23 protein-coding genes are annotated in these 25,466 nt (G+C 55.1%); 13 read left to right on the top strand and 10 right to left on the bottom strand.

Features of this window, described 5'->3' with window-relative positions; genetic code table 11:
* Nucleotides 1-238 precede the first annotated feature (238 nt).
* The gene (locus JM93_RS13610) at nucleotides 239-862 is read left to right on the top strand and encodes a GNAT family N-acetyltransferase (protein WP_145344287.1); all 624 of its coding nucleotides are present in this window, start codon (nucleotides 239-241) and stop codon (nucleotides 860-862) included.
* Here JM93_RS13610 and mtnA read toward each other — a convergent pair.
* Nucleotides 859-1,965 carry an S-methyl-5-thioribose-1-phosphate isomerase gene (gene mtnA / locus JM93_RS13615; RefSeq protein ID WP_145344289.1) on the bottom strand — a complete coding sequence of 369 codons (1,107 nt, stop codon included), beginning with the start codon at nucleotides 1,963-1,965 and terminating at the stop codon, nucleotides 859-861. The two genes, JM93_RS13610 and mtnA, sit on opposite strands and share 4 nt — an antisense overlap.
* Nucleotides 1,966-2,206: 241 nt before the next feature.
* Between mtnA and JM93_RS13620 the strand changes: the two genes are divergently transcribed.
* Nucleotides 2,207-2,788, top strand: coding sequence for a hypothetical protein (locus tag JM93_RS13620; protein ID WP_145344291.1), 582 nt, complete (start codon nucleotides 2,207-2,209; stop codon nucleotides 2,786-2,788).
* Nucleotides 2,789-2,825: 37 nt separating this feature from the next.
* Here JM93_RS13620 and JM93_RS13625 read toward each other — a convergent pair whose 3' ends face one another.
* The 3 genes from JM93_RS13625 to JM93_RS13630 form a co-directional block, all read right to left on the bottom strand.
* Nucleotides 2,826-3,752 (bottom strand): metallophosphoesterase family protein, encoded by a 927-nt coding sequence (locus JM93_RS13625; RefSeq protein WP_145344293.1) that lies wholly within the window; start codon nucleotides 3,750-3,752, stop codon nucleotides 2,826-2,828.
* Nucleotides 3,753-3,844: 92 nt separating this feature from the next.
* A complete protein-coding gene (locus tag JM93_RS22285) occupies nucleotides 3,845-3,979 on the bottom strand; it encodes a hypothetical protein (RefSeq protein ID WP_280114428.1) in 135 nt (44 codons plus the stop codon).
* Nucleotides 3,980-4,146: 167 nt separating this feature from the next.
* Nucleotides 4,147-5,121 carry a glutathione S-transferase family protein gene (locus JM93_RS13630; RefSeq protein WP_145344295.1) on the bottom strand — a complete coding sequence of 325 codons (975 nt, stop codon included), beginning with the start codon at nucleotides 5,119-5,121 and terminating at the stop codon, nucleotides 4,147-4,149.
* 340 nt (nucleotides 5,122-5,461) lie between these two features.
* Between JM93_RS13630 and JM93_RS13635 the strand changes: the two genes are divergently transcribed.
* Nucleotides 5,462-5,965 carry a GNAT family N-acetyltransferase gene (locus JM93_RS13635; RefSeq protein ID WP_145344297.1) on the top strand — a complete coding sequence of 168 codons (504 nt, stop codon included), beginning with the start codon at nucleotides 5,462-5,464 and terminating at the stop codon, nucleotides 5,963-5,965.
* A gap of 1 nt (nucleotide 5,966) precedes the next feature.
* Here JM93_RS13635 and JM93_RS13640 read toward each other — a convergent pair whose 3' ends face one another.
* From JM93_RS13640 to JM93_RS13655, 4 genes are read right to left on the bottom strand one after another with little or no spacing between them, the layout of a single operon-like run.
* Entirely contained in the window at nucleotides 5,967-8,042 is a 2,076-nt protein-coding gene (locus JM93_RS13640) for a hypothetical protein (protein ID WP_145344299.1), read from the bottom strand.
* A 13-nt stretch (nucleotides 8,043-8,055) separates the two neighbouring features.
* The gene (locus JM93_RS13645; RefSeq protein ID WP_145344301.1) at nucleotides 8,056-10,872 is read right to left on the bottom strand and encodes a DUF4159 domain-containing protein; all 2,817 of its coding nucleotides are present in this window, start codon (nucleotides 10,870-10,872) and stop codon (nucleotides 8,056-8,058) included.
* Nucleotides 10,873-11,793, bottom strand: coding sequence for a DUF58 domain-containing protein (locus JM93_RS13650; protein WP_145344474.1), 921 nt, complete (start codon nucleotides 11,791-11,793; stop codon nucleotides 10,873-10,875). It abuts the gene before it with no gap.
* A gap of 30 nt (nucleotides 11,794-11,823) precedes the next feature.
* Nucleotides 11,824-12,840 carry an AAA family ATPase gene (locus JM93_RS13655; protein WP_145344303.1) on the bottom strand — a complete coding sequence of 339 codons (1,017 nt, stop codon included), beginning with the start codon at nucleotides 12,838-12,840 and terminating at the stop codon, nucleotides 11,824-11,826.
* 323 nt (nucleotides 12,841-13,163) lie between these two features.
* On the opposite strand from JM93_RS13655, the gene JM93_RS13660 reads away from it, so the two are divergent.
* The 5 genes from JM93_RS13660 (at nucleotide 13,164) to JM93_RS13680 (ending at nucleotide 17,164) form a co-directional block, all read left to right on the top strand.
* Nucleotides 13,164-13,736, top strand: coding sequence for a DUF1285 domain-containing protein (locus JM93_RS13660; protein ID WP_425280827.1), 573 nt, complete (start codon nucleotides 13,164-13,166; stop codon nucleotides 13,734-13,736).
* Nucleotides 13,737-13,773: 37 nt separating this feature from the next.
* Nucleotides 13,774-14,439 carry a CoA pyrophosphatase gene (locus JM93_RS13665; protein WP_145344307.1) on the top strand — a complete coding sequence of 222 codons (666 nt, stop codon included), beginning with the start codon at nucleotides 13,774-13,776 and terminating at the stop codon, nucleotides 14,437-14,439.
* Nucleotides 14,439-14,699 carry a DUF6111 family protein gene (locus JM93_RS13670; protein ID WP_145344309.1) on the top strand — a complete coding sequence of 87 codons (261 nt, stop codon included), beginning with the start codon at nucleotides 14,439-14,441 and terminating at the stop codon, nucleotides 14,697-14,699. Before JM93_RS13665 ends, JM93_RS13670 begins: the two co-directional genes overlap by 1 nt.
* A 3-nt stretch (nucleotides 14,700-14,702) precedes the next feature.
* On the top strand, nucleotides 14,703-15,926 hold the full coding sequence (locus tag JM93_RS13675; protein WP_145344311.1) for a CCA tRNA nucleotidyltransferase: 1,224 nt from the start codon (nucleotides 14,703-14,705) through the stop codon (nucleotides 15,924-15,926).
* Nucleotides 15,927-16,042: 116 nt separating this feature from the next.
* Nucleotides 16,043-17,164 (top strand): HD-GYP domain-containing protein, encoded by a 1,122-nt coding sequence (locus tag JM93_RS13680; RefSeq protein WP_145344313.1) that lies wholly within the window; start codon nucleotides 16,043-16,045, stop codon nucleotides 17,162-17,164.
* A 12-nt stretch (nucleotides 17,165-17,176) separates the two neighbouring features.
* Here the strand turns inward: JM93_RS13680 and hemF are convergent, their stop codons facing one another.
* Both hemF and JM93_RS13690 read right to left on the bottom strand, forming a co-directional pair.
* Nucleotides 17,177-18,103 carry an oxygen-dependent coproporphyrinogen oxidase gene (hemF, locus tag JM93_RS13685; protein WP_145344315.1) on the bottom strand — a complete coding sequence of 309 codons (927 nt, stop codon included), beginning with the start codon at nucleotides 18,101-18,103 and terminating at the stop codon, nucleotides 17,177-17,179.
* Between the two features lie 85 nt (nucleotides 18,104-18,188).
* Nucleotides 18,189-18,668, bottom strand: coding sequence for a tRNA (cytidine(34)-2'-O)-methyltransferase (locus tag JM93_RS13690; RefSeq protein ID WP_145344476.1), 480 nt, complete (start codon nucleotides 18,666-18,668; stop codon nucleotides 18,189-18,191).
* Nucleotides 18,669-18,796: 128 nt separating this feature from the next.
* Between JM93_RS13690 and JM93_RS13695 the strand changes: the two genes are divergently transcribed.
* The 5 genes from JM93_RS13695 to JM93_RS13715 all read left to right on the top strand — a co-directional run bounded on the left by JM93_RS13695 (nucleotide 18,797) and on the right by JM93_RS13715 (nucleotide 25,451).
* A complete protein-coding gene (locus JM93_RS13695) occupies nucleotides 18,797-20,659 on the top strand; it encodes an ABC transporter ATP-binding protein (RefSeq protein WP_425280826.1) in 1,863 nt (620 codons plus the stop codon).
* 93 nt (nucleotides 20,660-20,752) lie between these two features.
* Nucleotides 20,753-21,157, top strand: a complete 405-nt coding sequence (locus JM93_RS13700) for a DUF2177 family protein (RefSeq protein WP_145344317.1) — start codon at nucleotides 20,753-20,755, stop codon at nucleotides 21,155-21,157.
* A 149-nt stretch (nucleotides 21,158-21,306) separates the two neighbouring features.
* On the top strand, nucleotides 21,307-22,626 hold the full coding sequence (locus JM93_RS13705) for a methyl-accepting chemotaxis protein (RefSeq protein ID WP_208995166.1): 1,320 nt from the start codon (nucleotides 21,307-21,309) through the stop codon (nucleotides 22,624-22,626).
* A 128-nt stretch (nucleotides 22,627-22,754) separates the two neighbouring features.
* Complete coding sequence (locus tag JM93_RS13710) at nucleotides 22,755-24,620, top strand: putative bifunctional diguanylate cyclase/phosphodiesterase (RefSeq protein WP_145344319.1); 1,866 nt, start codon at nucleotides 22,755-22,757, stop codon at nucleotides 24,618-24,620.
* 357 nt (nucleotides 24,621-24,977) lie between these two features.
* Nucleotides 24,978-25,451, top strand: a complete 474-nt coding sequence (locus tag JM93_RS13715) for a hypothetical protein (RefSeq protein WP_145344321.1) — start codon at nucleotides 24,978-24,980, stop codon at nucleotides 25,449-25,451.
* The last annotated feature ends 15 nt before the right edge of the window (nucleotides 25,452-25,466 follow it).

Here is a 25,466-nt window from a genome sequence, read left to right on the forward strand (position 1 = left end):
CTCCAGGCTTTGTTTCTGTCGGCCCAATTAATTTTATTGCGAAATTTGAAACGGTTGCCCGTTCTGAAACTGCTGATCTCAGGCATTTGTGCATCTCACACAGATACGATAAGCGTGTGTACTCCCGGCCGCTTTCAAGCGCCTTTCAATGTTCATTAAAACTTGAACGACCTGCCGATTTTCCGGCGGTTTGCGGGGGAGGAAAAGCGTCTCTTCGAGCGGCTGAAATGGAGACTGGATGCCAAGCTTAGAACTGGATCTCAACGGCTACACGGATATTCCAAACAATAAGATTGCCGTAGTCGTCACGCATCTCGAAATGATCAAAAAGCCAAGTTCACGGCTTGCCGGGGATCGAAATGATGTTGTTTTGAAACGATGGCAACGGCCAGATGCGTCGGCCTACAAGTCGTTGTTCCGGGAGATAGGCGAAGACTGGATCTGGTTTGGCCGCCTCGTTGAGCCGGATGCTGCCTTGGAGGCGCTTCTCTGTGAGCCGACCCGAGAGAACTATCTGCCAATGCGTGGCCAGAAGCCAATCGGTACGCTTGAGCTCAATTTTCAAGATCCGGCCAATGTCGAGCTCTCATATTTTGGGCTTGTTCCAAGCGCTATTGGCGGTGGGGTAGGCCGCTGGTTGATGGCGCAGGCGGTTGAAATTGCCTGGTCCCGGCCAGAAACTAAACGCTTGTGGTTACATACCTGCACCGCCGACAGTCCCCAGGCAATGCGCTTCTACCAGTCCTGTGGATTCAGGCCGTTCAAGCGCTCCATTGAAGTTGCTGATGACCCGAGAACGCTTGGTATATATACCGCCGACACCGCACCGCACGTGCCTTGCCTGGGTTTTGAGCGAGCCTAGGCGCTCATCTTCATCCGCTCCGGGAAGGCTTTGACTATAGCCTTACGGTTCGCTTCCAGGACACCGCGCTCGGTGATCAGTCCGGTAACAAGCCGCGCCGGTGTGACGTCGAAAGCGGGATTCGCAGTATCGGATCCCGGAGCGACGATCTCTACTGTTTCAGTACGCCCGTCTTCGGTCAGTCCAGTGATATGGCTGACTTCAGTGCCTGACCGTTCTTCGATCGGGATCTGGCTCAGGCCATCTGACAAGGAAAAGTCTATGGTCGATGAGGGGAGAGCGACATAGAACGGGACACCGTTGTCGCGGGCAGCCAGTGCCTTGAGGTACGTCCCGATTTTATTGCAAACATCCCCGTCCGCGGTGGTCCTATCGGTTCCCGTTATCACAAGATCGACCTTGCCGTGTTGCATGAGATGTCCGCCCGCATTGTCGACGACAACAGTGTGCGGAACACCGTGGTGGCCCAGTTCCCAAGCCGTCAGGAATGCCCCTTGGTTTCTGGGTCTTGTTTCATCCACCCACACATGTACGGGAATACCGCTGTCATGGGACATGTAAATCGGAGCTGTTGCCGTTCCCCAATCGACTGTGGCAAGCCAGCCCGCATTGCAATGTGTCAGCACATTCACCGGTTCGCCGGGCCGTTTTTTCTTGGCGATCTCAGTGATCAGTTCCATGCCGTGCATGCCAATCGCCATATTGGTCGCGATGTCATCGTCGCAGATCTGTGAAGCAAGCTCGAATGCGGCGTGAGCACGCCTTTCCGGGGCGATCTGGATGAGTCTCTTGCGGGCAATGTCTAAGGCCCATTTGAGGTTGACGGCGGTTGGCCGGGTGGCAAGAAGCGTATCGCAAGCAGCGTGCAGAGATTCATCCGACGGGTCAGCCTTCATACCAAGGGCAACCCCAAAGGCGGCCGTTGCGCCAATCAACGGTGCACCCCGGACCTGCATGACCCGGATTGCATGCGCGGCATCCTCAAGGTCGAGAAGAGAAGTCGTTTCAAATGTGTGCGGAAACTTTGTCTGGTCAATGATCACGACCCCGCTGCCATCTTCAGCAGGCCAGATTGTTCGATACTTTTCTCCGTTGACTTTCATGACAAGGCTCCAGGTTGGCTGACGCGGCACAAAACACTGCATAACGCAGCATCTTTTCTTGCGGAAATGCAACCGCGATCTGAAATGTGTTAATGAAATAGCTTAATGGGCGTTAACCATGTCCTCTGCAAACCCAGTGGATGACTCATTCGGCGGCGCACGCAGAGGTTTTGCGCCGGTAACACTTGATTAAGATTACCGGCACCAACAGCGACCGAATCAGAATGGAGCCGGACAAGCAATGTCTGAAATGCAGGATAACGTGGTGCCACACGCGCGTGTTCGCTCTTTGCGCGATGCCATTCGCAAGGTCCAGCTCGGCGAGGTTGAGCGCTCCGACGTGGTGGTTGAACTTCAGGAGACTGAAAAAGCACGGCTCGAATTGCTCGCCGATGAGATGAAAGACGTTTTCAAGGAGATCCCTGAAGACGACGATCAGTTTTCCTTGCAAATCCTGTCGGGTTCGACACCGCGCCTTTGGATCGATGTAACCAGTCATGTGATGGTCGGCGGTGACCGGAAAACCTACCGCTTTGTGAAAGACACCCGTCTTGGCAGAGTTGTGGTTCTGGAGACGGCCGAGATCGATGACATGGCCGATTGCTTGACGGAATATATAGCCGAGCGCATTCTCGAGCGTGAAAAAGCGCTGGAGGGAGACTGGCTAAACAATCGGTTGCGGAAGGTCGCAATCGAGACCAGCTCGGCTCCGAAAGAGGCGAAGGGAAGTGTTTGGCTTCCGGTGCTCAGCGCGTTTTCTTTCGGTGCCTTGGCCGGAATCGGCGGTCTGATCGCATTTGCGTGGTTCGCAAATCCGCTCTGATAGCGACCCCGCAATCAGGTAAAATTCACACAGTCAATCATGCCGGAATGGAGCGGGGAATCTCAAGCCGTCGTTCGGAAAGTTTGACAACGTTTTCTCCATTTGGCTCAAACCCGTGCTCACTCATCACGCATGAGAAGCTATCACCGTGCTTGGTTAACTCAAAAACATTGTAGCGGGCAGCCGGGTTTTTCCCACCCGGTGCGGACGTTGCGGATGGCACCCCGATTACCGGCACCGGGCCGTCGGGCCCTTCAATTGTCGCACGGCTGTCGATATGAGTGTGTCCATGCAATATCAATTCGGCGCCGGCCCGTTTGACCGCTGCGCGTAAACGCGAGGCGTCGGAAAGCCGCTTGTGCCAGCGCGTGGCCTTTCGAAATGGCGGGTGGTGGATCAAAACAACGCGCAAAAGTCCGCGCTGGCCGAGCTCTTCAAGGGTTGTGGCAAGCCGTCTCGACTGCGCGCTTCCCAACCGCCCGGTAGCAAACCAGGGTGCGGAGGCGCGGGCCGTCGAGACCCCAACTATTGCAACATGTTCCCGGATGCGGACATACGGAAAGGTGGCTTCGTCTGAAGCGCCTTCCGGGCTTTCTTCGTCGCCCCTCATGTAAGGTAGCCAGGAACGGATTGCTTTTTTGATGGCACCTGGGACGTAGGCATCATGGTTTCCAGGCACTACGGAGACGTGCTCCGGGATGCCGACTTCTTCTAGCCACTGACGCGCTCCGGAAATCTCCAGCGGCAGTGCGATGTTCACCAAGTCGCCGGTGATGGCAATATGATCAGGGTTTTGGGATTTGAGATCGGAGACCAGCCGGTCCAGATAACTGCCACTCATGGCTTTGGCGCGGTTTCGTCGCCAGTTCAAATAGCCAATGACCCGCTTTGAAAAAAGCTGAATGAGTTTGGGATCGGGCAGGGGACCAAGGTGGGGGTCGGAAAGATGCGCAAGCTTTAACATTGTGCGGCATCATCTGCGCAAACGGCGCCGCGTCAAGAAAAAACGGGGCGCCGTTTGAGTTGCGCAATCCTGAAGAGCAGGTGCGTCTGAGATCAGTTGCTTGGAAATGTTGTCAGAGCAGCAACGATGCGCGGGTTGCGCATGTCGACCGCAGGCTTCCATGCATAGGCGCGTGTGCGGCGCTTGGAGAAGAATTTCATCATCGGCTTGGCCCCATAACTGAGCATTTTTTGCTCATCATTTAATCGATATGATGACGTTTTACTCTTTTTCGCAGGTGCGAGAAGAGTGTGTTTTCGAGACGCTGCCCTGCATTCCCTGCATAGGTTAACCGTTTGCTACATGGCTCGCGGAATGCAATTTGCGTTACCCCTTTTTAGACAAGGCTTACCGGTTAGGCAGCCGCCTTCAGGCGTGTCCGGTCATGGTGGCGACCGAAATCCAAAGCCGGTCCGACCGGAACAATACGCGTAGGGTTGATGGTTTCGTGAGAACCGTAATAGTGCTGCTTGATAGTGGGCATGTCTACGGTCCGCGATATTCCGGGCATTTGGAACAGCTCTCTCAGATAATTTGAAAGGTTTGGATAGTCTTCAATTCGGCGGATGTTGCATTTGAAGTGGCCAACATACACTGCGTCAAACCGGATCAGCGTTGTAAAGAGGCGCCAGTCGGCGTCGGTGAGCGTATCGCCCACCAGATACCGCTGTGTTGCCAGTCGTTCCTCAATCATATCGAGCGTTTTGAAGACTCCGACAACAGCCTCCTCGTAGGCTTCCTTGGTGGTCGCAAACCCCGACTTGTAAACGCCGTTATTGACCGTGTCGTACACCCGAGCGTTGATCTCGTCGATGTCCTGACGCAGGGCGGCTGGATAAAAGTCGCGCGTGTTCCCTGTTACATCGTTGAATGCCTCATTGAACATACGGATGATCTCAGAAGACTCGTTACTTACGATGGTGTTTTGATGCTTGTCCCACAAGATCGGAACGGTCGCCCTTCCGGAATAAGTCGGGTCGGCTTTCGTGTAGACTTGCCACGCATAATTAGCGCCAGTCAGCGGTTCGATTTGAGCGAAGGTCCAGCCGTTCTCCAGCATGAGCGGTTCGACAGCGGTGACCGGAACAATGTCTGTCAGATCCTTGAGTTCGCGAAATACCAGCGCCCGGTGGGCCCAGGGGCAAGCATATGAGACGAAGAGGTGGTACCGGTCTTTTTCCGCCTTGAATCCGGCATCGCCAGTGGCGCCTGCGCTTCCGTCTGCGGTGATCCAGTTCCGAAAGGCTGCGTCTTTGCGAACGAACCTGCCACCGGTCGACTTCGTATCGTACCACTGATCTTTCCATTCGCCGTTTACAAGCACGCCCATAGCTGCCTCCGATAATGTGTTCAAGCACAACAACTGGTATAGCTGGAGGCACAATCAAGCAATTCGACGCACTGTTTCGCCCCCGTGAACAACCGGCGAAGGTCGTGCTTCGTGTTTCGTGGAAATTTTAATGGACGGTCTTAAGGGGCTGTGCTACGCGAAAAACACAAAAAGCAAATGGGACTGACTGTAAATGGCCGGCGGCTTTGAAATGCGACGACGAACCTTGCGACGAGAAAGCCCTCGTTCGTACCGTTGCGCCTTGCCGGCTGTTTAAGTCTTCATTTGGAAAGTGAATTTCCGGCAGGCCGAAAATACCCTGATGCCGGAAATTCAAATAATGATCCCAACAAAATGGTTCGTTCGCCCTGAAGAGGCGACAGACGCTGCCCAAATCGAAAGCCTTCAGGCGGAGGCATTCGGGCCGGGCCGGTTTGTGCGAACAGCATTCCAAATGCGTGAAGGCGTGCCGCATTGCCCGAAACTGAGCTTTGTAGGCTTGTCTGGGCGAGAGCTGGCGGGCTCGGTTCGCATGACACCGATTTATATCGGGGCGGCTCCTGCCTATTTGCTTGGACCGTTGACGGTGGCGCCGGCTTACAAAAACCAAGGTCTCGGCAGATTGCTGCTGAAGACTGCGGTGGAGGAGGCTGGGAAAGCCAGTGAAACCGCGATCCTGCTGGTTGGAGATGCCGCCTACTATGGGCCTTATGGGTTTCAGCCGGTTTCTTACGGCTCCATCACCATGCCCGGCCCGGTTGATCCTGCCCGGCTTCTGATTGCGTGTTTGAAAGGCGCGAACCAGCCGGCTGGCAAGGCGTTTGCTCGCCGATTTTGGCCATAGCCTAGCGCCCTTCGCGGAACCACATGGCCGAAATTGCGCCGAGGAGAATGGCCAATCCCAGTAGACCGAAGAAAAGCGGATATCGATCAACGCCATTGAGCACGCTTACATCGGTAGATTTCAGTCCGATCCAGCCCGCTCCAGCGTAACTCGCCGCATTTTTCAAGGGTACGATGCGTGGGACGTCTACATCTCCGGCTGCGTCTGTCAGTCGACGAGCGCTGCCGCCGGTGGCGTCGCTGATCGGCCCCAGAACCTGTTCAGTGGATAAAACGTCGGTGTATTCCTTCGGGTTTTGCGGGCCCGCGTGCACAAGGGAGGACCGTTCGCCTTCGGTAACTGTGTATAGGCCCGTTTCGGTGACAGGAGAGGTGCCGCGCCAGAGCCCGGGTTCAGCCTCGGTCATGGCAATTGTTTTGTCGTCGCCCGAGGGGGCCGTTACGGTCACCTCCCCTATGGCATCACCCAGGGTCTGCCGTTCGACAACCAGTTCCGGGCCGCGCATGGAAACGCGCAAGGCCTCTTCTTCAAGGTCGGGCTCCTGCATGAGCCAATGGCCCAAACGCCGGAGCAGCGGAACGTGCGGTCCGCCGCCTTCATATCCGCGTGCCCAGAGCCAGACATGATCGGACAAAAGCATGGCTACACGGCCTTCGCCTTCGCGATTGAGCACAAGCAACGGAACATCGCTCGGGCCACTCATGAGCGTTTGTCCCCCATCCAGCTCTGTTTCTACCGCTCGGAACCATCGGCTCCAGTCCGGCGGATCTTGGGAGGCGCCAGGCAGGCCACGCGTCACGGGGTGCCGTTCGCCAAGACTGGCGACCGTTGCATGAAATGGTTCTTCCAAGATGGCGCCAGTCGGTCGGGCGGGCAGAATTGGGGCCAAAGGTGTCCGGTATAGGCTTCCGGCTTCGGCGTAGTCTGGTCCACCGGCCAGCAGGACTGCGCCTCCATCCTGCACGTACCGTGCAATGTTGTCAAAATAGAGCATCGGCAATACACCGCGCCGAACATACCTGTCGAAAATTATGAGGTCGAACTCATCAATCTTGACCGAAAACAGCTCTCGGGTCGGGAACGCGATCAAGGATAGCTGGTTGATGGGTGTTCCGTCTTGCTTTTCGGGTGGCCGGAGAATCGTGAAGTGAACAAGATCGACAGAAGCGTCTGATTTCAAAAGGTTCCGCCAAGTCCGCTCGCCGGCGTGGGGCGAACCGGACACCAGGAGGACACGCAAGTTTTCCCGGATGCCGTCAATGGTTACCACTGCTTTGTTGTTCAAGGTGGTCAACTCACCGGCAAGCTCTTCAACTTCAAATTCAAATATATTGTCGCCGCCATGTACTATCTCGACGGGAATATCGATGGTCTGTCCGACACTGGCGTTTCGTTCGCTAATAAGCGCGCCATCCCGTTTGACGCTCAGGCGCACACGGCCGGACGGCTCGCCGCCGGTGCCGTTGTCAATCACACGCACCGAGACGACCTGCTCTGACCCCACAAGTCCGAAACGCGGAGCCTTGTGAAGCACAAGTCGGCGGTCTCTTTCTTCCGGGCGACCGGTAATCAAGGCATGGATCGGCGCATTGAAACCGATACCGGTTGCCTCTTCCGGTACATCATGCACCTGCCCGTCGGTCAGCAGGATGGCGCCACCCACTTGGTCTGGAGGAACATCGGACAGACCGTTTGCAAGATCGTTGAAAAGGGTCGTTCCATCACCATTGCCAGCATTTCGAGCTTCCAGAACGCGCATCTCAAAACCGGGAAGCGCCTCAACACGTTCCTGCAAAGACGTCAGCGCCATGTCGGTCATCTGTGTCCGATCAGACAATTTCTGGCTCTGACTGCGATCAACCACCACGGCTACGACGCTGGACAAGGGTTCGCGGTCTTCACGTTCGATTGCCGGGTTTGCGAGCGCAAGCGCAACAAGGCCCATTGCAAGTCCGCGCAAAAGCCAACCACGCAAGCGCAAAAAGCCCGTCAGCGCTACAATCAGCGCTATTGCTGCACCGGCGGCCAGGAGAGCCCAGACCGGAACCAAGGGATCAAATGCGATTGACCAGATCAAAAGTGGTTCTCCCTCATTGTCCCAGTCTTTCAAGCAACGCAGGAATGTGGACCTGGTCGGCTTTGTAATTGCCGGTCAAGCTGTACATTACGATGTTGACGCCGGACCTGAATGCGTAGTCGCGTTGAACCGGATCGTTCGGCACAGTCGGGTACATGAATGCACCGCTCGCATCGATTGCCCATGCGGAGGCAAAATCATTTCCGGTGATCAGGATCGGTGACACCCCATCTCCCGCACGCACTGGCCGGTCAGCAAGTGCGTTGGTTTCCGCGAGACTTTCCACCCACAGCGGACTTGTCGCGTAGCGTCCGGGAAATGTGTCCAGGAGATAAAATGCCTTGGTCAGTACGTGATCGGGCGGAACCGGTTCCAGAGGCGGAATATCAAGATCTGCTAGGATTTCGCGAAGCTTCAGGGTCGCAGGCGTTGACGAGAACCCGGTTGAAGAAGCGGACAGATGGTCCCGGGTATCGAAAAGGATAGTGCCGCCGTTGCGCATGAATGTATCGATACGCGCCATGCTTTTTTCGGTTGGTTTGTCAGCGTTCGGATCGATCGGCCAATAGAGCAACGAGTAAAAGGCGAGCTCATCCGTTGCGATGGAGACACCCATCGGTGCACCCGGTTCCAGAGCTGTACGTTCGCTCAAATACTGGCTCAGACCCTGTAACCCTGCCGCGCTTGCGTCATCAATCTCGGGCACGCCGGTCAGCACATAGGCGAGCCTGGTTTCAAGGCTTGCCTCCAGGTCGCGAAGTTCTTCGGAGCTGGACTGTGCTACCGCATTCGATGCAGGTGAAAGACTTGCAAAGGCAAAAGCTGTTGCTGCCAGAAAAATAGAAACAGCGCCTGCGCGGCGCAGACCAAGCCGCGACAGGCCACCAGCCAAAAGAATCACGGCAATCGCATCGGCGAGAAGCAGGATGAATGCAAGGCTGAACAACAACGCCCTAAGGTCGACCGGTGCACTTGCCGGGTACCCCCGCTCGGTCACATTTGCAGACCATCCTGAGCCGTTCAAAGGCTGTAACGTATTTTCCGGTGTTAGCAGGTTCAAGGCGCGAAATCCGTCTTCTGTGCCGTAAAGCCCGGGTGGTGTCCGCCTTGAGGCCGATGCATTTTGAAATGCGGAGGTCGAAACCGGTGTGACATTCGATGGCGGTACGTCGAACCGGCCATACCCATCAAGAAGGCGCAATGGTGGAAGCTGGCCCTGTTCCCCTGTCTCCGCGTCGGTTGCTGCTGTCGCATTGGAGCCAGACAGAACACGCCGCAGCATTTCCAGGAAACTGCCGGAAAGGGGGAGATTCGACCAAGAGGTATCCGCTGTGACATGGAACAAGATGATTTTGCCCCTGCCCAGATCAGATGCGGTGACAAGCGGCGTTCCATCTTCGAGAGTTGCCCAGGTCCTGTCGGGCAGATCTGCTGTGGGTTCCGCAAGCACCTGGCGGTTTACGGTCACTTCGGGAGGGACGGCGAGACCGGTAAACGGTGAGTCGGCCGTGAAATCCGCCATGTGCTGAGGCTGTTTCCAGGACAGGCTTCCTCCCATAGAGCGCCCCCCTGCGCGAAGATCCACAGGGATTAGTGTGTCCGTGCCGCCAGCAGTGCGTGGTCCAGCAAAGCGCAAGAGTGTCCCGCCATCGCTGACCCAGTCTTCCAGTTCAACAACCGCTGAATCGGGAAGCCGTCCAACATCTGCCAGCACCAGAATGGAAATCCGTTGATCCAACAGGTCCGATACGGCTTCGGCAAGATCTGCGGACTTTGGAATGCGCAAATCAGAAAATGGGGTGAGAGCGCGCTCAAGGTAATATAGAGGCGACAAAAGCGGCTGATCCAGATCAGATCCCTGGCCGGAAATCAGCCCGACCGTTCTGCGCCGCCAGCTGTCGTCAAGAAGCTGAGCTGCACCGGCTGCATTTTCGCCCGTGATTTCAACCCGCGCAATATCGTTGCGAAGCTCGCTTGGGAGTTCAAAGCGGGCCTCGGTTTCCAAGGCGCCTTGATCGAAAACGGCTTGGCTCTCGCCAAGCGGCAGACCTTTCAGATCGAGAACCCGGACACTCGCCGTCGTCAGCCTGTCTTGCGGATGGCGCACGACAGTGACGGTCAAGGCTTCGGAATCGTTTTGGAGACGTTTGAGACCTTTGGGAACATCGAGCCCAGTTAAAAGGGTTATCTCAGCGTCGCCGACGATGCGCTCCAGGTCGCTTTTAAACGCGTCTGTCGCGTCTCCATTATGTGTCGAGTCAGACAGCCACACAACGCTATCCGGTGCAACTTGGGCCGCACTTTCTTGAAGTTTGACAACGAGTTCGCGCCGGTTCGCAACATAGGGCTTGGGTTCGATGGCGCGCAGGCGCTCCAATGTGGTTGATGCCGCCTGAGGGGTTAGCGGCTGAGACGCGCCATCGGCGGTCGCCGCCAGAACGACTGGTCGACCGTCACTCTCTGCCAGTGACAAGATGCGTTCGGCAGCGCTGATTTGATCGTTCCACGATTTAGCCGAGGTCCAACCGTTGTCGATCAGTATCCACGTCAGACCATCGCCGACCGCAATGTCCTCCGCCGGGCGCCAGATCGGTCCTGCAAGGGCAATGATCAGAACTGCTGCCAAAAGAAGCCGCAACAGGGTCAACCACCAGGGGCTGCGCTGCGGCGTTTCCTCGTGCTCGTCAATATCCATCAGAAGACGGGTTGGCGGAAACGACACTTCCCGAGGCTTCGGTGGTGTTAACCGCAGCAGATACCAAATCGCCGGAAGCAGCGCGAGGCCAAGCAAGACCCAAGGAGCAGCAAAAGCCAATGGGAGGCCAAACATTTAAAGCCCCCCGTTTTGAAACGTGGTGCCGCCGCCAGACAGTGCGGAGTGCAAGACCAACAAGGGTTCGGAAGCCGCTCTGTCGGTGTGATGCACGACAAATGTCCATCCGGCCCGCCGGGCCAGTTGCTGGAGTTCTTCACAGTGTGCGGTCAATTTTTGCTGATAGGCTTCCCGCCATTTCTCCGCGCGTCCAGCGGTCAACCGCATTCCGTGTTCGGGGTCCAGAAATTCGACCCGGCCATCGAACGGAAACGTTTCTTCTATCGGGTCGAGCACTTGGACTAAATGTCCGCGCGCACCCGTACTGGCGACGCGCGAGATCCATTGTGATATTTCCGGAAGCGGATCTAACAGATCGGCAATCAAAACAACATCCGAAAAGCGTTGAATTCCAGAAGGGTCTGGCAAGGATTTCGGTGCACCAAGATGAGTGATTGCATCCGCCAGACGCTCAGCCGCTTTCCGGTCCGAAAACGGCCGTGTAACACCGGGCAGTCCAATGCGTTCGCCGGTATGGGCGAGCATGTCGGCGAGCGCAAGCATAAGCACGAGGCTCCTGTCCCTTTTGGAGACTGGAGACAGTTTTGATTGAAACACCATCGATTTTGACAGGTCTGCCCAAAGCCAAACGGTATGGGCTGCCTCCCATTCGCGTTCGCGGACGTAAAGATGATCGTCTCGCGCGGACCGGCGCCAATCAATTCGTTTTGCCGGCTCGCCCATATGAAAAGGGCGAAATTGCCAAAAACTCTCCCCAGGTCCCGCGCGCCGGCGGCCATGCCACCCTGCAATCATCGAGTTGGCGACGTGACTGGCTTCGACGAGCAAGTCGGGCAGTGCATCCGCGACTGTCCGCGCATCGCCGATCACATTTGGCCATGTTTTTTCGTCGACGGCTGAAGCTTCGTCCCGTGCCATGTTTGCCATGCTCGCTTTCCGCCCCGATCGTTAGGTTATGCTCTCTTTGACGCGCGAAATAACATCTTGAACGGAATAGCCATCGGCACGTGCGGCAAAGGTCAAAGCCATGCGATGCTGGAGGATCGGTTCAGCAAGCGCCAGAACGTCTTCAATTGAGGGGGCAAGCCGGCCATCGACAAGTGCCCGTGCCCGCACCGTCAGCATGAGTGCCTGGCTGGCTCGAGGTCCGGGACCCCAGGCAATCATCTTGGTTACGTCGCCAGCTCCATTGTCATCGATCGGCCGTGCGGCGCGTACCAGTTTCAGAATTGCATCGACGACGGATTCGCCCACCGGCATGAGCCGGACAAGCTGCTGTATCGCGGCAAGTTTGGCGGCATCAAGCGCTGCTGCCGCATCAGCCTGTTCCGCACCTGTTGTTTCAAGGATAATGCGGCGCTCTGCCTCCATATCCGGATAGTGCACATCAATTTGCATCAAGAACCGGTCGAGTTGCGCCTCAGGAAGCGGATAGGTTCCTTCCTGTTCCAACGGGTTTTGCGTTGCGAGCACATGGAATGGGCGCGGCAGATCGTGTGGTTGCCCAGCCACCGTCACGTGATATTCCTGCATTGCCTGAAGGAGCGCAGATTGTGTTCTGGGGCTGGCACGGTTGATTTCGTCGGCCATAAGCAACTGAGAGAACACCGGCCCTGGAATGAACCTGAAGGCGCGGCTTCCGTCGGCCGCCTGTTCCATGACTTCAGCGCCCAAAATATCAGAGGGCATGAGATCAGGGGTGAATTGGATCCGTCTTGCGTTTAGGCCGAGCACGGTTCCGAGTGTTTCAACCAGCTTTGTCTTTGCAAGTCCGGGCACGCCGACCAACAACCCGTGCCCACCTGAAAGAATGGTGATCAGACTGTGCTCAACGACCGCTTCCTGACCATAAATGATCCTTGCGATTTCCGAACGGGCAGCCTGGATGCTCTCAATGGCTGCCTCTGCGCGTTGCGCGATATCGTTGGCTTCTGTTCCGGGAGGGGGAGGGGCCATAACGCTCATTGAGAACCTCTATTTTGAGTTTCGTACACGATACCTGCCGGTGTGGCGTTTGTTGGACATGCCGACTGCGGGACCTATGTTTTTAAAAGCCTGGCGATGAACTGGTACTCTTGCATCTTAATCGTGGCTACATAAGTCGGAAAATTTTGCGAGACAGAGGCGGAGCGGTAATTTGTGTTCGTAAATAGCTCGTTCTCTCCGGCTTTTTGTGGGCCTGCGGTGCTTTTAAAGTTTGAATTTATGAGGTGAAATTGACCAACAATCACAAGCCTGCAAATCGAGAAAACAATCCGACTGACAGCGGTGCTGAAACTCTTGAGCAGTTGAAGGGGCTGCCATCCGGGTTGACCGCATTGATCGAGCGGGCAGGCAGTAACCCGCGCGCCGCGCCACCTGTCGAGCTCTGGAATCCGCCTTTTTGCGGTGATCTGGATATCCGGATCGCTTCCGACGGAACCTGGTCTTATTTGGGGAGTGCGATACAAAGGGACGCTCTGGTGCGGCTATTCGCGTCCGTCTTGCGCAAAGATGAAGACGGCAAAACCTACCTTGTGACCCCTGTCGAAAAGATAGGCATTACCGTTGAGGACGCGCCTTTCCTAGGCGTCGAAATGCACAAGGACGGTGGCGGCGCCAACCAGATGCTAGTCTTGCGAACAAATGTCGGTGATGTTGTGGAAATTGGCGGCGATCATCCGCTCCGATTCGTCGAAGACCCAAAAAACGGCGGCTTGAAGCCATACGTCCTTGTCCGGGGGCGCTTGGAGGCGTTGCTCTCAAGACCGCTGCTTTACGAGTTGGCCGAGCTTTTTGAGACTGCGGACGTTGGCGGCACGGACAAAACCGGGGTTTGGAGCGGTGGTGAGTTTTTCGCGGCTCCCGGAACGCCTGAATAAGCACCGTTTTCCGGTAAAAACAGGATACGGTCAGTCAATGGCTGAAATATTGAAACCCGAAGACACTTCCCACAGACACCGAGGCAACAGAGACATTCTGGAGCAAATTCGATCGACTTTTTCTGGTGGCGTATCGCCCGACTTGACCCGCGATACGGGTGATCACGTTCTCAATCCGGACCTCCCACCCTATGCGAGGTGGAGTGGCCCACCTCGCGACGCCGCTGTGTTGATCCCGATTGTGGCGCGCGCAAAGGAGCCCACGGTCATACTGACACTCCGTACAGGGCACTTGTCTTCACATGCCGGCCAAATTGCTTTTCCTGGCGGGAAAGTTGACGAAGCCGACGAAAGCGCTGTCGCTGCAGCGCTGCGTGAAGCCGAAGAAGAAATCAGTTTGCCGCCATCTGCCGTGTGTCCACTCGGGAGAATGCCGCCGTATCTGACCGGTTCCGGCTACAAGGTCGTCCCGGTCGTTGCCGAGGTCGCACCGGATCAACCGGTACGGCCGAATCCAGATGAAGTTTCAGAGGTTTTCGAAGTCCCCCTGAGTTTTCTGATGGATCCCATGCAACATCAAAAACAAAGCCTCGTATCGGACGGAAAGTGCCGATACTTTTATGCTATGCCGTTTGGAGACCGGTACATCTGGGGCGTGACCGCAGGCATAATTCGTTCCCTTTATGAAACGGTGTACCCTTAATGATCCGAGTTGTCCTATCGCATCTGGTTTTATTCCTGCTTCCATTTATCGGGTATGCGGTTTACCTGTTTTTGAAGAAAAAAGCGCAAACCAAAGAAAATTGGCAGGCAGGCCCCATGCCGTGGCTAGCCCTCACCGGGCTTGTGCTGGTGCTTGGAGGTCTAGTATTTTTCGCAAGTTTCAAGCAAATGCCAGAAGGCACAGAATACCGACCTTCTCAAATGCGCGACGGAGTGTTTGTCCCCGGCGGATACGAGTGATTTATGAACCGTCTGCAAGATGCGCCGTGGTTGTTTGCCCCGGGCATACAAAGAGTGTTTGAAGCCGTTGAACAAGATGGTGACCGGGCACGGGCCGTCGGTGGTGCAGTGCGCAACGCGATCTTGGGGCAACCTGTCAGCGATATCGACATTGCAACGACGGCAGTGCCCAAAGCGGTTGTGGACCGCGTACAGGCTGCAGGTTTAAAGGCGGTTGCAACCGGGATTGACCATGGAACCGTTACAGTGATCAGTGAGGGCGTTCCCTATGAGCTCACGACACTTCGCCAGGATATCGAAACATTTGGGCGCCAGGCGCGCGTTCATTTCGGCACTGATTGGCGGCTGGACGCCCAAAGGCGGGATTTCACGCTCAACGCGCTTTACGCAGACAGGAATGGTAGGCTGTTCGATCCCCTCGGTGGGCTTGCAGACTGCAGGGCCGGTATCGTCCGCTTCATTGGCGATCCAGACCAGCGCATTCGCGAGGATTATCTTCGTATTCTAAGGTTTTTTAGGATGCACGCGGCTTATGGTACCGGGCCTTTAGACCCTGAGGGCCTTGATGCGTGTGCCCGCCAGCGTGATGGGCTTCGCCATTTGTCTGCAGAACGCATTGGCGCAGAAATGAAAAAGCTCGTGAGTGCACGGGAGGCTCCGTACTGTATTCAGGAAATGGAGGACCGGGGTCTTCTGGAAATAACCACGGGGGGCATATCGCGGACCGCGGACTTCGCAGCCTTGCGGAGCCTCGACGAATATGCGGAAGAAGCCAGCCACCCCCCACTTTGTTTCACTGTTCTCGCAGGTTTCGTTTCGGAAGACCTTCATCGTGTTGCAGACCGATTCCGGCTTTCAAACCTTGACCGAAAGCGCGTGGCTTCTGCGTTGAAAGCGACATCGTTCTTGGAGCCGTCGCTTCAGCCCCGTCACTTGCGTGAGGCATTGGTGGATGTCGGCCGGCAGGCAGCAATTGATGGCCTCTTGATGATCTGGGCGCGTACTCGGGCCAATGCCGGCGCAAAGTTCGACGAGCATAGTTTCGCAGCAGCGCTCGATTCGCTCCGCAGCCTGGATGTTCCGGTCTTTCCGGTCGCCGGAAATGATCTGCTTGGGGCCGGTTTGACACCCGGACCTGATCTCGGTCGAACGCTAGAGCACTTGCGCAGCCGGTGGCGTGCTTCCGACTTCAGGCTTTCGAAAACAGAGCTTTTGGAATTACTTTAGTGACGCGTTCTGCGCAGCGGCCGCGGCGGTGTCGCTCAAACGTCTGCTATATCAATTATTCTTTAGGCTGTTTGGGCTAAGTTTTCTCCACTAGCGTGCAGAAAACAGGTCCTTGAATGGAAATCGTCCTGATCGCCGACGGCAAACTAACCGAAACTTCGCTCCTGAGAAAACTGCCATTGTTTTTTCAGGCGCGGCTCGCGGATATGTCCGGCGTGAGTGAACGCGCAATCGGCGACGCATCGCTTGTTGTTATCGACATGTGCCGGGCTACCCCTGACGGCATCAAAAACCTCAAGCGAGCGGCGAAATCATTTGCGCAATTGCCTGTTATCGCAATCGTCGATACCGCCGACCGACGTGAAGTGGTGCAAGCTGCGTCCATCTGCACAGTCGACCTTTTTGACCGGGCGAGCGACGTAGACCAACTGATACGTAAGATCCGCGAAAAACTGGGCGATCAAAGCCATGTGGAGTATCCAGATGACTTGCCGGGCGCGGTACGGGAGGCTTTCCAACAAGTTACACGCACAATGGATGAAATTTTTCTGTCCACTGTTTCTTCGTCAAACATGCCCGTACGCATGTTGGTGCAATCTGCGAAAAGTATCGGAGAGCTCGTTTCGCGGGAGGGCGTTGGCAATTGGTTGCGGGCGGTTCAGCTTCATCACAGCCATACATGCCGTCACTCAATGATGGTTGCAGGTTTCGCAAGTGCTCTTGCCCAGGCCATGGATCTATCCGCAGCCGACCAGGAAACGGTTGTGGCGGGCGGTCTGCTGCATGACATTGGAAAAATGAAGATCCCGATAAGCATCCTGGAAAAGCCAGGGGATCTAACCGACAGTGAGCGGGCATTGATCAAAAAGCATCCCGAATTCGGGCGTGAAATCCTCAAGACCCGCCTGGAGGTTCCGCGCGAGCTGAAGAAAATTGCCGTTCAACATCATGAATATCTGGATGGAACAGGATATCCAAATGGCCTGAAGGCCAAGGACATAGACCAATATGTGCGTATTGTGACGATTTGCGATATCTTTTGTGCACTGATCGAGGCGCGCTCCTACAAGGACAGCCTGCCGCCACGTGCCGCTGTAGCCGCAATGAAATCACTTGGCTCCAAACTTGACCAGCAATTGCTCGCCAAGTTTGTTCCGCTTGTTGTAACAACAGAATTTGCCGGTGTTCAGCGCATCCCCGAAGATGCTGCCTCTGAAAGTCTCAGCAGGAGCGCATGATGACCCGCGTTTCTAGGGCCATTTCACAACCGGCGGCATTGACGACAGAATTGAGGAAACGTTGCCCCCGGTTTTGAGGCCGAAAATGGTCCCGCGGTCGTATAGCAGATTGTACTCAACGTAGCGTCCGCGGCGAACAAGTTGCTCCTCGCGTTGGCCCTCAGTCCAAGTTTTTTCGAAATTTGCCCGCACCAGCTTTGGATATATGTCCAAGAAGTGCTCGCCAACGTCCTTTGTGAAGTCAAAGTCGGACTGCCAATCACCGCTATTTAGATAGTCATAAAAAATGCCGCCAATTCCACGCGGCTCATCACGGTGTTTTAAATAAAAATATTCATCGCACCATTTTTTATAGCCGGGATAATCCGCGACCTCATGTGCGTCACAGGCGGCCTGCATGGCCGCATGAAACGCGATCGTGTCAGGGTCGGTCTGTGTGCGCCTTGCATCAAGCACGGGCGTCAGGTCAGCTCCACCGCCAAACCACTGCCTGGTTGTCACGACCATCCGGGTGTTCATGTGGACGGCCGGAACATTGGGATTGTGCGGGTGCGCGATTAGGCTGATGCCCGATGCCCAAAATCGCGGATCTTCCAAAGCACCGGGGATCTGACCGCGAAACTCGGGCGAAAACTCTCCGAAAACGGTTGAAGTATGGACGCCTGCCTTTTCGAACACCCGGCCATGAAGCATCGACATAACACCGCCGCCGCCCTTTCCGCCGGTTGTGTCTGTCCTGTCCCAAGGTGTTCTGACGAATGTCCCGGCTTCCATGTCCGAATAGGGGCCGCCCAGATCACCTATCTCCGTTTCTAGGCTTTCGAAGGCTTGACAGATCTTGTCACGAAGGCTCTGAAACCAGCTTTCCGCGGTGTTTTTCTTGTCTGCTATTGCGGCAGGTACAGGGCCGCCACGGACTTCGAATGCTGGTGCAGTCATCTATCACTTCTTTCGTTTCGAACGCAGGTTGTAGATTCTTAAAATCTACCAATCGGTTTGGCCAGTGCTTCTTGACGCAAGGGTCTCAACAGGCCTCCCCGGCCATGGGCGGAAATAGGTTTGTCTGCCGCAGCGCTTCCCCTAAAATCATTGCGGCCGATACAGCAACGTTTAACGATCGCATGCCTGGCGTCATGGGGATTTTCACCCGCTTATCCGCATCCTCCTGAACGGTGTCAGGCACTCCGACGGACTCGCGTCCAAACAGTAATATGTCGTCTGCCTCGAATTGAAAGCCGTTATAGCTGACCGAGCCCTTGGTGGTCATCAAGACAAGCCGACGCCCGCTTTCGCGGCACCAATCTTGAAAGTTGTCATAAGAAACATGACGGATCATGGCCGCCCGCTCGAGATAGTCCATGCCAGCACGCTTCAGGGCGTGATCTGATAGTGGGAAACCTGCTGGCTCAATAACGCGCACTGTCACCCCCATACAGGCGGCCATGCGCAGGATTGTCCCGGTGTTTTGGGGAATATCAGGCTGGTAAAGTGCGATATCCGGCATATGTTCCATGGTGATTTGAAGTTGAGCTTTTACACGGCCTTTAGCACCGGCTGCGGGCCTTGTCATTTCTTGCCCGCAACCAGCAGTCGGGGCCTGAATTTGATTGACGCTGTGATCAGGAGATCTGTTTGAGATCGCTATTTTCACTTTTCGAGGGTTGGATCGAGCCATTTCAGGACCGCCCAGAACCGATGCCGCGGGACGGCGTTCTGCGTTTTTTGCTTTATTTCGTTCGCCAGGTGCGGTGGCCGTTCGTGCTCATGCTGGTGCTAGGAGCCCTCACAGCGATCATTGAGGCATCGCTCTATACGTTCATCGGCGATATTGTCGACATGCTCAATGAAGGGGCGAAACCCGACTTTTTTGCACAAAACGGTCCGACTTTGCTGGCTATGGCGTTTGTCGTTCTGGTTGTCCGAGCACTCGTGACATTGTTTACCGCGCTGGTCGAAGAACAGACCGTCGTCCCGTCGTTTTTCAATTTGGTTCGCTGGCAGTCTCATCAGGCGGTCATGGATCAGAGCCTGTCGTTTTTTAACGAAGACTTTGCAGGCAGGATTTCGCAAAAAGTCTGGCAGGCTGGCCAGTCTGCCGGCGATTTCATGATCACGCTGCTTCAGACCGCATGGTATATCTTCGTCTATGCTATCGCGGCACTCATTCTTGTTTCTGAGTTGGACTGGCGTCTTGGAGCGGTCATTGCCCTGTGGCTGGCCGCTTTTGGCATCATCGCGCGTTTTTTTATTCCGCGGATCCGGTCAAAGGCAAAAACCGTCGCCAATGCCAATTCCGGCGTGACCGGTCGCATCGTTGATACTTACACAAACATCCAGACTGTTAAGCTTTTTGGTTCGCGCCGTGAGGAAAACCAAGGGGTTTTGGCTGCCTATCGAAAATTTCTCTCGACCTTGAAAGACTTCACACGGACCCTGACTGCCGTCCGGGCCACCATGTCTTTTGTCAGCGGGTCGATGATCGTGCTGATCTCTGGACTTGCCTTAATGCTTTGGCAGCAGGGCCAAATCAGCGTTGGACATGTTGCCTTTGCGCTTGGCTTGGTTCTCAGGCTCAATCTTTTGCTAAACCGAATGCTGGGCCAGCTCAATGCCCTGTTCCGAAACCTTGGAACGCTGCAGGACAGCATGGAACTGATCGTCAAACCCGTCCAGGTCGTTGATGCTAAAGGGGCAGGCAATCTCACCGTTTCCGGTGGTGCGATCGAATTCGATAAAATCCGGTTTCACTACGGAAAAGAAGGTGGTTTGATCGACAGCCTGTCCTTGTCGATCGAAAGCGGAGAGCGGGTTGGAATTGTTGGCCCTTCCGGCGCAGGCAAAACGACACTGGTGAGCCTTCTGCTGCGCTTCTACGATCTGGAGAGCGGGCGCATCTTGATCGACGGCACGGATATCTCAACAGTCAGTCAGCAGTCGTTACGCCATGCTGTTGGACTGGTGACGCAGGATACCTCGCTTCTACACCGCTCAATCCGGGAAAATCTGCTCTACGGCAAGCCCGATGCGAGCGAAGCAAAGATGCGTGAGGCTGCGTTCCGTGCCCATGCCCTCGAATTCATCGAAGATCTGTTCGACCAAAGGGGCCGCCGTGGTTTTGATGCTCATGTCGGTGAGCGCGGTGTCAAGTTGTCTGGCGGGCAGCGCCAGCGCATATCAATCGCCCGGGTGCTTTTAAAGGACGCACCGATCCTGGTTCTTGATGAAGCGACCTCCGCTCTCGATTCCGAGATCGAGAATGCCATCCAGGAAAATCTTCAAGCGATGATGCATGGGAAGACTGTCATCGCTATTGCACATCGTCTGTCGACGATTGCAGAGATGGACCGGCTGATCGTCATTGATGACGGGGTCATAGTTCAGCAGGGCACGCACGCGGACCTGTTGTTGGAAACAGACGGCCTCTACCATCAGCTTTGGCAGCGTCAGTCCGGCGGATTCCTTCCGGAACACAAGAGCCCTTCCGTGGTTCAATAATGATACCGGTCACTGAGCCCACATGGTGTTCGGGCAAATGATCTAGGCGATCGGAGGGCGCGTAAGTCAATACAGTTCCGCCCAGGAGTTTCCATGATCCAATATGTTATCGCCTATATTGCAACCGCCATTGTGTTTCTTGCAATTGACTATGTTTGGCTGACACAGGTCGCGACCCGATTTTATTTTGACAGAATTGGGCATTTGTTAATGGATAAGCCGAATTTAGCGGCAGCCGGCGCGTTTTACATTATTTATGTCGTCGGGATAGTCATCTTCGCAGTGTCTCCGGCGCTGAAAAGTGAATCGATTGTTTCTGCTGTTTTGCTCGGTGCACTGTTCGGCTTCTTTACCTACGCCACATACGACGTGACAAACTACGCAACTCTCAAAGGCTGGCCCGTGATCGTTGTATTTGTTGACGTTCTGTGGGGCACTTTCCTCGGCGCGGTGTCAGCATGTGCTGGCTTTCTGATCACCCGCGCGATCACAAGCTGACGCGTCAAGAGACTTGCAAGGTGTAGATTTTCAATTTTTGATACGCAATTTTGCTGAGGGTTGCGGTTACTATATTTTTACGCGCTGCAGGTGATGATGGCCAGGTGAGCGTTGTTGCGCTTCAATCTTTGTCAGCCTGGGTCAGTTTAGTGACACTTTCAATTCAAGGCCGTTTTGTCATTATGGTTGTCACCGCATTGGTCATTATGATGGGTGGGACCGGTTTTGCCTTTTATTCGTTCCGTCAGGCGCTTATCGAACGTCTCGGTTCAACCGAGATGGCACAAAGCTTTGTGGCGTCCAATCCTGTCGGAAAAGTCGATGACCTTATCCTTGATCAGATCGTGACCATCGCACTTGCCTGTACACCTGCAGGCATTGCGTTTTTGGCGTTGGCAGTATTCTTGGCTGTTGGTCTCGCACGTCCTTTGGACCGGCTGCAGAAGGGACTGCAAAAGCTCTCTGATGGTGATCTGGACATTCAAATTGCCGGAACTGCACGCGGCGATGAAATTGGCGCGATTGCACGTTGCGTAACCGAATTCCGCACCAAACTTGCCGCGCGCGCGAAAGAAGAGGCCGAACAGCAGGTTGAGCAGCAAAAACAGGCAGAGCACGAGCGCGGAGAATTGATGCGCGCGATTGCGGATGACTTTGAAAGATCCGTGTTTGGTGTGGCGCGCAAACTTTCGCAGGCCGCGGGGTCTGTCGGATCAAACTCCGACAACCTCGGCAGGGTCGTTGAAACCTCCATGGGATCTGTTGAGGCTGTAGAGGAAGCGTCCTCAGCAGCAAACCAGTCGGTCGCTTCGGTGTCGACGGCCGCGGAGACCCTTGCCCGGTCGATCGGCCAAATCAGTTCGGATGTCGATCAGGCCGCCGATGTTGCTGCTAAAGCGGTTCAAGAAGCGCGCAAAACCGACGAAATTGTTAGCCGGTTGTCTGAGACCGGGCGTGCGATTGGCGAAATTGTTGAGCTGATCAGCCAAATCGCCAGCCAAACCAATCTCCTCGCGCTAAACGCGACAATTGAGGCTGCTCGGGCCGGGGAGGCTGGGAAGGGGTTTGCCGTGGTGGCGAGCGAGGTCAAGGCTCTGGCTGAACAAACCACCAAAGCCACTGAAGATATCTCAGCCCAGGTTGCGTCTGTGCAGGAAGTGTCTGTCCAGTCCGAAGAGGCAATGAAGTCGATTGCGGAAACAATTGACCGGATCAGCGAAATTTCCGATGCAATACGAAATGCTGTTGAAGCTCAGTCCGTAGCGACAAATGAGATCGGTACGAGCGCTGCGCAGGCAAACACCAGTTCTGAAGAGGTTATCGATAACGTATCGTCGCTGTCCGATGCGATGAATGTCAGCCGTGCGGCAACTTCTGAAATGCACAATGCTGCGACCGATCTGACTGATTTGTCGAAGTCGCTTGAGAAACAGGTTGGCGAGTTTCTTCAAAGCATCCGTGCGGCCTGACCGACCCTTCGCGGCATCCCGCAAAAATCCTACTATTGAGGATTTTTCTGCTCAAATGTGACGAAGCGTTAAGGTGTTTCTGCCAGCTTCGCTTGGTGTTTTGCGGGGTGTAAAGGTTTCGGCAGACATTGGGTGAAACTCTTGTATCAGTCTTGCTTCCGGTGCTTGGTGGAGTGTGCCTCTTCGCCTCCGTATTGCTTTGGATCCGGGCAAAGCGCGTCATCCGTGCATACCTAACTGCCGGCACGGACTATGACCCTGCCGTTCTCCAGATGGTTGTCGAGAATGTGCATGAGGGTCTGATTATCCAAGACGTTTATGGCAGGATTGAATGGTGCAACCCGGCGTACAGCCGCATTAGCGGGTATACTGCAGAGGAGATTAAGGGGCGCCGGCCGCAAGAATTTATTCTTGCACCTGATGGTCAACTCGACCCGCTGGAAATCTCACAGTTCCGCTACGACCTAAAAACCTTGAAAACAGGTAGCGACGAACTTGTGCTTAACAGACGCAAGGATGGAACTCTGTTCTGGAACCAACTTACTTTCGCCATTGTTCCAGGTGCCCGTGAGGACGACAGCAAGATCATTGTCATTGCCCGCGATGTGACCGAACAGGTTGAGCGGGAAAATGCTCTTCTAGAGGCGCGTCACCATCTTAAACGTCAGGCCGAAGAAGACGCTCTAACCGGTGCCGCAAACCGGAGTGGATTAACTGCCTACCTCGATGAGCAACTTAAAGGCGCTGTGGGGGACTGCGGTTTCCTAGGTGTGATCCATGCCGACCTGGATCACTTCAAGTCGATCAACGACAGCTTGGGCCATGACGCCGGAGATGCGGTCCTTGTTCATGTCGCAAAGACGATCAGCAATATCATTCGGCCCAAGGGGTTGGTTGCCCGAATCGGTGGAGATGAATTTGTTGTGGTGCTTCCGGCTTTGGAAAGCGAAGATGCACTCGTGGAAGCTGCAAAACGCATTCTCGTCGGTCTGAACGAGGCGATCGACTGGAAAGGGCGTCCGCTTCAGGCGCCGGCAAGTATAGGGCTGGCTGTTGGCCGGCGCGGAGATGCCACGGCTCAAGATCTGATCCGCCGTGCGGACGTAGCGCTTTATCAGGCGAAACGTAACGGCCGGAACCGGTTGTGCCTTTATACAGACGCCATGGGGCAGGCACACGATTCCTGGCAGGAAACGCGCCGGGATTTGGGTCTGGCCTTCGAACGCGACGAGTTGTTTGTAGTTCTGCAGCCTCAATTCTCACTCAGACACAATGCGATCTCCGGCTTTGAGGCCCTAATCCGCTGGCAGCATCCAGAACGGGGTGTACTGGGGCCAGGACATTTTCTTTCTGTCGCGGAGGAAACCGGGCAGATGCTGGGCATTGACAGGGTCGCGATGGAAAAGGGATTGGAGGCACTTAAGCTGCTGAGAAACCAGTCGAACGTTCCAATCAAGATGTCGATAAATGTGTCAGAGGCGAGTTTGCGAGACCCGGCATTTCCGCTCGATCTATTGGACAACGTTCTTCAAAGGGAGCTGAAACCGGAATGGGTGGTGCTGGAACTTCTGGAAAATACGCTTTTGAAGCCTGATGACGTCACGGTGCCGGAAGCATTAAATGAGCTTTCAAAAACCGGCTTCCAAATTGCCATGGATGATTTTGGAACCGGGTATGCGGGCCTTTATCACCTTTCTCGTCTGACCGTGGACATCGTGAAAATCGACCGGTCCATGATTAGTGAAATCGACAAGAGTTCTACTGATCAGCGCATTGTCAAATCCATGATTGATCTTGCCCACAATCTCGGCCTTCAAACCGTTGCAGAAGGTGTCGAAACCGAGACCCAGATCGACCTTTTAAAAGAGATGGGATGCCCAGTTATTCAGGGCTATGCCTATGGTGTACCCATGCCACTGCACGAGGCCGCAAAGCTCGTGCAGAACGGCCATGGTGAGGAGACAAAAGCCGGGCAGAAAAAACTGGCATCGTAGGGCGTGCAGGCTGTTGCGTTGTGGCAACAGTGTGCTTTTTCAGACTGAGTTGCTGTTTTTAGGGGTTTTCTTTTCGCGCTTTAAGGGGCACACATGACCTCGCAGGTTGCAACGTGCAATCTTTTATCATCTCGCCAACACGTTATCAGGGAGGGTGCATATGAATTTTCCGACGTTTCTAGCTTCGCATAGCGCCCTTGTGTCCGGTTCAGCGCAGTCCTAGCGCCAACGCCTTTCACTCTAAAATTGCCCTGACGTTCGGCCCAAGCCAACCGACTTTGTCACCATGTGAGCTGCACATCACTCTTCGATGTGTCCTGCCGGCGTCGTCTCGAAAAATCTTTTCGGAGAGATCCGATGTCTGCTCGTTATCCCTTGGACCCGTTCGCATTGCCGAACGTGCCTTTCCGTGGACTGCAAAGCGGTCTTTACCTGTGCAGTGTTGCTGGGTGTTTGAAATGCGCTTTGGCAACAATCGCTATTTTCCTGGCTGCTGTGCTCTGTTTGGCGGTTGTGTTCTTCATTCCCGTCTTCATTCAGGTGCTCGCGCGTTTGAATGCCGTTGTGGTCGATGACGTCGCCATGGTCCCTGCACAGTTCGCAGGGCATCTTGGTGAACTGTTCTTTGGCACGGCGATTGTCGCCTTTGCGATCGTGAGTTTCATTGCCAGTGCCATCGTCGCATCGCGGGACATGGACCGCTATGAAGCCCCTCAAACACGGGCGCAATACGGTGCACATGATAGAGCTCGGTTCAAACAATCGGCAAAACCGTCACCGCAACCGGAGCCGGTTCGCCTCACTCTAGATTACCCCGACGGGCGACCGTAAGCAGCGCTTCTTTAC

This window comes from Roseibium hamelinense (assembly GCF_007830545.1).
GTDB lineage: Bacteria > Pseudomonadota > Alphaproteobacteria > Rhizobiales > Stappiaceae > Roseibium > Roseibium hamelinense.